Consider the following 6,871-nt stretch of genomic DNA (forward strand, 5'->3'; position numbering starts at 1 on the left):
GTCGCGGAGCCAGCCGCCGATTTCGACGCCCGCCTCCATCGTCCGCACCAGCAGCGCCTGGTAGCCGGCGTGTATCACCCCGGGCATCTCCGACGTGGGCCAGTCCAGCAGCCGCTGCGCCCCGCCCTGCAGGTTCTCGCGGTCGCCGTCCATATTCGCGGCCAACACCGCGAACAGCTCTTTCATATACTCCTGCTGCGCCTGCAGGTAGCCGAGGTCGCCCCCGTACAGGTATAGGTCGCGGTGGATGATCACCCACCACATCGAATAGGCCGCTATGTGGTTCATCCACCCGGGCAGCGGCGTGTTGTCGCGCACGTGGTCGAGGCTTTTGCGCACGACCCCGTTGCCGCCGAACACGCTCTGAATGGTCATCACCTCGGGGTGCATGTCCCCGACCCAGACCAGCCGGTCGCGTTTTATCCCGTCCCACAGGTAGTCCTGCATATTCAGGTGGACGGTGTAGGCCCCCGTCTCCCAGATACGGGTCAGCCGTTCGTCGTCGCAGCGGAACGAACCCAGGTAGGGAATATCGCGGTAGCGGAGGATGCCCCGCACCGATTTCAGGTTCAGTTCGGCATCGGGTTCCACCAGGTCGATCCGCACGAAGCGGAAGCCCGAATTCCCCGTTTCGACGGTTCCGAGCCACGGCACGCCGAGCGTGAAGTCGCGCAGCGAATGCTCGTTGGTGGCGCTCGCCATCGGGGCATCGCCGCCGACGTCGCTCATCGCCTCGCTCACGGACTCGCCGTAGCGGATGCGCACTTTCAGCGCCCGCTGGTCGGAACGTATCGCCGCGGCGATTTCGATTCCGCCGTAAATCTCCTTGCCGAAATCCAGCAGTACCGAGGCCGCGCGTCCCCCGCGGGTCGAAAGGCGGCATACGTCCGGAGTCCCGACCGAAAGCTGCCCGTCGAAAGGCCCGAGCAGGGCCCCGGCGTTATCCACCCCCGCCGTCGAGGCTTCGGGCAGCGCCACCAGCCGCAGCGGGGTAAGGTATTTCCGGGAAATCGCGTCATCCGCGGCCCGTCCCCCGAATCCTTTCTCCAGCAGGTTTTCCTGTCCGCTGGCGACCGCCGCGGCCGCCAGCAGGAACACAAGCAGGGCTATCCGTTTCATCGTCCGCCCACCCTTTCGATTACCACGGGATTGTACAGTCCGGAGGGCTGCAGCTGCGAGTCGGGACGCCACGGATTGTTCAGCGTCCACGTTCCCCGCTCGCCCTCGGGCAGTCGGCTGTCGCCGACGAGGCGGTTCACCCACGTATTGACGACGTCGATGGCGATGGTGTTTTTACCTTTCCGCACCAAATCGGTGATATCGACCCGGTAGGGCGCCGTCCACACGCCTCCGGCATACTTGCCGTTGACATAGATTTTGGCCATCACGCCGACCTCGCCCGTATCCGCGAACAGCCGTCCGTGCATCTCCTTTTTATCGAGCGTGAAGGTGGTTTCGTAGCGGACGTTGCCCGAGAAGTAACGAATCGCCTCGTCGTCGGAGAGCCGCAGGTCTTTCAGTTCATCGACCGCGACGGGCTCCGCCGGGCCGCGCCGGCCCTGCTGGAAGGTCAGCGTCCACGTCCCGTCCAGCGTCCGGACACGCTCCGGCTCGGGGAAATTCTTCGCCCCGGGTGCACGGCCTGCGGCCGCAGCGCCCTCGCGGAACACGACGAACGCACTCTGGTTGGGTTCCAGCACCATCGGCAGGGTCGTCGTCCTCCCGTTGTCCGTAAATTCGGGCAGCGGACGAATCGCCCCCGTCACGGCGTCCCACAATTCGGGCGCGGCGCCCGTCACGCGGAACGTACACGGGAAACCGATTCGCTGCGCCGACTGGTTGGTCAGGAAGTAAATCTGCTCCCGGCCCGTATCGCGGTGCCCGTAGAGCACCGGCACATCGGCCGGGACTCCGCAGTCGGGCACGCAGTCCACATAGGCCAGCGCCTCCTCCATCGTCATGCCGTCGAGCACGGCGCCCTTGCCGTAGCGGACGGCCTTCACGGCCTTGCCGTCGACCCCGCCCCAGAGCTCCGCAGCCATCCGGCGCACGCGTGCATCGGCATCGGGATAGCCCTCGAGGCTCGGCGAGCGCTGCGGCGCAGGGCCGAGCAGGACACCGCCCTCACCGACGAGCGTTTTCAGGCGTGCGAGCAGCTCGGGGCGCATCGTCGTGAGCTTGGGCAGCACCAGTATCCGGTACTGCGTCCCGTGCGGCAGCGTCCACATGCCGTCCTTGATGAAGGCGCGCTCGAGCAGCACCTCGCCGTTGATATAATCGTACTGGTATCCTTTCGGCAGCGCCGGGTCGGTGATGCCGGTCATCTTCGGGGCGTCCTCGCCGATGAAGTAGGCCGCGTCGGCGACATTGAGCCCCTGCTGCAGCATGTAGTTGACCCGCTTGAGGTAGGCGGTGAACAAATCCATATGCGAGAACCACGTGTTGTTGCGGTTGAATTCGGTGCCGAACCATGCGTTCATGCCGGGCAGTTCGTCGCCCGGCTGCGTGATGTAGACGTGCAGCAGCGTGTTGTTGATACCCTCCGAAAAGAAGCGGTCACCGCGCGGTTTGACCAGCGCCGGATGGCGTCCGAAATCATTCCCGGCCGAAGTGTAGGACTCGGCCGACACCTTGCGCTTGCCGTAGATGTGGGCGCACGACGAAGCGGCGCGGTTCTCGATGTCGCCCAGCGAGCCCTCGCCCCAGAACTCGCCGCCAACCTCGTCCGACTGCCCGCCGTACTGCAGGAACTCGCCCGGATAGCCCCAGTGGCCGTAGTTCTCCAGCCACAGCGTCAGTCCGTACTTGTGCGCAATCTCGCGCAGGCCGCCGATATGCGCATAGGCCAGCTTGTCGGCCGCCATGCGGCGCATGTCCCACAGGAAGCGGTCGGAGAGCTCCTGGCTGCCGATTACCACGCCGTCGTAAACGGGCAGGAACGGCAGGGGGTCGTAGCCGAACTTATCCCTGAAATCCGCAAAAAACGTATCCGTGAAGTTCTGCCCGCCTTTCTCGTAGCTGTCGGCCACCACCACACGGAACGTTTTCCGGTCTTCGGCGGGTATGCGGCGGAGCACCTCGCCGATAAAGGCGTCGAAATGGTGCTGCAGGTAGGCCGAAGTCATCTTGTCCACCTCGAGGCCCGTTCCCTCGGGCGCCGCGGGCGAGTTCTGCATCCCCGTGGGACGCATTCCCGTGCGCATGACGACCCAGTCGCCCGCCGGGGCTTCCCACACCAGGCGGTCGCCGTCGAGGCATTCCGTTATGTCGATTACTTTCGCGGGGTCGACAGCCAGCGACGCATCGTCCAGCACGGGCTGGTCGCGCCACTGGTACTCCTCCCAGTAAGGCAGCGGCGTCTGGAACATCTTGGCGAAGGTCTTCTCGGCGTAGCGCTCCACACGGGGTTCGGACGAGAGCAGCACCTCCTTGAAACCCGTATCCCGGCCCGCACCCCGGACTACGAGCCGGAACTCGCGGCCCGTGACCTTGTCCACGCTGATTGCAACCGGTGCATAGGGGTCGAACCCGACCTCGATGTTGGGATTCGAGCGGTCGATTTCGAACGACGCGACCGTCCGGTAGCCGTCCGCCCCTTTCGCCAGCAGCTCGACCGCCGCCCGAATCGGACGGTGAGCCGGCCACACGGTGATATTGCGCAGGTCGAGGTCGGCGTCGGCCTTGAAGTCGAACGCGACCTCCGCCGTACCGTCGAAAATCACCTCCGTCGCAGGGTCGCCGTCAATCAGGTTTTGCAGTTCGCCGGCCTGGGATGCCGATGCGACGCGGGTGTCGGCCGCCGTCAGCGCCCTGCCTGCCTGCGCCGGACAGGGGTAGGCGATAACCCGCACGTCCTGGAAATCGGCGGCGGGTTTCTCCAGCAGCAAATCGACCTTCCGCCCGCCCGTAACGCGCTTCTTCACCGAGGCCAGGTAACGCATCGCCTGCTCCGGCCCGATCCACGGGCCTCCGGCCTGGCTCCAGCCGGGACTGTTGAACATCCCGATTTCAATTCCCAGCTCCGAGGCTTTCCTGAGCGCCGCATGGGTAACCTCCCACCATTCGTCCGTAAAGAGCCGGACGGGTCGGTAGGGCGTCGCCATCTCCCCGAGGCCGATGTTGCCGATAAATGCGCGGTTGATGCCCACGCGCTTCATCGCCTCGAGGTCTTTCTCCACACCCGCCTTGGATACGTTGCCCGAAAGCCAGTACCAGTAGACCGAGGTCTGTACCGAGTCGGGCGGCGTGACGAATCCGGCCGCAAGTGCGGAGCGGGCAGCGCCGGGAGCCGCGCCGTGACCTGCCAGCGGCAGGAACGCCAGCGGCAGCAGGAGCAGTTTCGATAGTTTGTTCATCGTATTCGCAATTTAAGTTGTTGCAGTGATTCTCTCGCCGAAACCCGCCCCGAAGCCGATCCGGCCCGGGGAGGAATTCCCGGCACGCTCGTGGCCCGGCACGCGGGCCGCAGGCGTCTATTTCGCGATTTTCAGCGTCAGGGTATGGCTTCCGGCCCCGAGCGAACGCACCTTTTCGCCGCTCACGTTCGCCGGAAGGTAGAGCGTGGCGGTGCTGTTGGCCGGGATTTCGGCCCGGTAAGTCACCGTATTCCCCTTGCGTTTCCACGCCGACACGATTCGCCCGCAGGGCGCGTCGTGCGAAGCCTCGAAAGCATCGACCCCGACGAAGTTCGGCCGCAGCAGGATATGTTTGAACCCGGGCGCTTCGGGGTCGGGTTTGATGCCCCCCGGCCCCTTGAAGAACCAGCCGCCGATCTCGCCGAACATCATATGGTTGTCCGAAATGTCGCGCGTGGCTTCGAGGTTCCAGTTCTCGAGCAGCGTCGTGGCGCCGTTCACAATCCACCACCCCCACGAGGGATAGGTATCCTGCATCGCGACCTTGCAGGCCACGTCGGCATAGCCGTTCTCGCTCAACGCATTGAGGATGGCTTTGGCGCCCAGCACCCCCACGTCGAGGTGGAATCCGGCCTCTTCGACCCTGCGGGCGAGATTGCCGGCGACCTTGCCGGTCAGCTCCTCCGGCACGACGCCCCACATCAGGGGGACGCTCAATTCGGTCTGCGTGCCGCTGGCGTAGATACCCGTGGCACGGTCGAGGTATTTGTCGTTGACGGCCTTGCGAATCTTCCCGGCCAGCGCCGCATAATGCTCCCGGTCGGCCTCCCGGCCGAACAGGGCGGCGGCGCGGGCGAGAATCGTGGCGTCGACGTAGAAATAGACCGACGAGGTCAGCTCCAGCGACGACTGCGAACGGACGGGCACCCAGTCCCCGCGGCCCCACGACGTCAGGTGCCCGGGACTCCGGCGATCGACGTAATCGACATAACGCTTGATATTTTCATAGCAATCCTCCAACGGTTTGGTATCGCCGTAGAAGAGGTAGAGGTTCCACGGAATGATGGCGATGGTGCTCGTCCAGTCCAGCCCGTTGGCCGTGCCGTAGCCCCAGCCGCCCGTCGGGATGATGTCGGGCAGCACGCCGTTGGGCTGCTGCTCGTCGCGGTGGTCGGCCAGCCACTTTTCGTAGACCGTGATGCCGTCGTAGTTGTACAGCGCCGTTTCGATGGCCAGGTGGCCGTCGCCCGTCCAGCCGTTCTTCTCACGCTGCGGGCAGTCGGTCGGATACCCCATCAGGTTCGAGAGGTACGCCTTGTTGGTCGCATCCCACAATTTGTTCACCAGCTCGCTCGACGTTTCGATCCGCCCTGCGGGCCGCACGTCGCTGTGCATGGCATAGGCCGTCAGGTTCTCCGCCGTCAGCTCCACCGGCCGGTCGGCGACCACTTCGACATAGCGGAATCCCTTGTAGTTGAACCTGGGCATGAATTCGTCGTCGCGGCCGCTCAAAATCACCACGTCGGTCTGGAACAAATCGCTGTCGTCCGTCGGGCGGAAGTAAACGTCGATGTTCGACAGGTCGACATGTCCGTCTTCGCGCAGCCGTTCGGCATGCACCAGCCGCAGCTCCGTCCCGGCCTCGCCCTTTATTTTCAGCTTGGTAACGCCCGCCATGTTCTGGCCGAAATCGTAGAGGTAACTCTTCCCGTCCAGTTTGCGCACGCTGCGCGGCCTGTATTGGGTGACGTTGCGGATGGGCACAGTCTGCTGCGCCGTGACGTTCTGCGACGGCGCGCTGCGGTACATCACCCCCTCCCAGGCCGAGTCGTCGAAACCGGGCGCACTCCATCCGGGCTGTTCGAGCCGCGCGTCGTAATGCTCCGAGGTGTAGATGCTGTTGAACACCAGCGGCCCGCCCGAGGTGCGCCAGTCGAGGTCGGATTTGACCACCTCGCGCGTTCCGTCGGCATATTCGATATGCAGATCGAGGCAGAAGGCCGGGCGGTTGCGCCACGGCGCCCGCTCGAAGTTCCACACGGCGCCCGACTGGTGATTGTACCAGCCGTTGCCCAGCAGGATGCCCACGGCGTTGGCGCCGTTCTGCAGCTGCGGCGTCACGTCGTACGTGACGTAGAGGTTCCGGCGGTCGAAGCGCGTGTACATCGGGTCGAGGCGGTGGTCGCCGATCTTTTGTCCGTTGATATGGAGTTCGTACAACCCGGCGGCCGCAACGTAGGCGCGGGCCGATTTCACGGCCTTGCCCACGGCGAACTCCTTGCGGAAATAGGGCGCGGGCTTGTAATTCATGTCGCGGTGGTCGCTGATCCAGCAGCCCTGCCAGTTTTCGATTCCCATCATGCCGGTTTCGAACGCCGCGACCTCCGACGAGCAGCGCGCATAGTCCTTATCCCACACCGTCACGGCCCAGTAATACCGGGTGAACGGCTCGAGTTTCGGGCCGGCATAACGCACCAGCATCCCGTCCGAGTCCATGCGTCCCGAGTCCCACACCC

General features: G+C 64.6%; 2 protein-coding genes and 1 pseudogene. All 3 read right to left on the reverse strand.

The features are described 5' to 3' along the window. Window positions 1-1,119: pseudogene (locus QZT71_RS11515) on the reverse strand (alpha-L-rhamnosidase); the annotation flags it as partial. Further along, the gene (locus QZT71_RS11520) at window positions 1,116-4,355 is read right to left on the reverse strand and encodes a glycosyl hydrolase (protein WP_295916334.1); all 3,240 of its coding nucleotides are present in this window, start codon (window positions 4,353-4,355) and stop codon (window positions 1,116-1,118) included. The gene QZT71_RS11520 and the pseudogene QZT71_RS11515, both read right to left, overlap by 4 nt. 117 nt (window positions 4,356-4,472) lie before the next feature. Next, a partial coding sequence (locus tag QZT71_RS11525) for an alpha-L-rhamnosidase (RefSeq protein WP_295916337.1) occupies window positions 4,473-6,871 on the reverse strand: 2,399 nt, incomplete at its 5' end.

It is taken from the genome of uncultured Alistipes sp. (assembly GCF_902388705.1).
GTDB lineage: Bacteria > Bacteroidota > Bacteroidia > Bacteroidales > Rikenellaceae > Alistipes.

What these genes read in the sequence shown, in the direction of transcription:
- QZT71_RS11520 (WP_295916334.1), bottom strand. Translation starts at nt 4,355, where the DNA reads ATGAACAAACTATCGAAACTGCTCCTGCTGCCGCTGGCGTTCCTGCCG.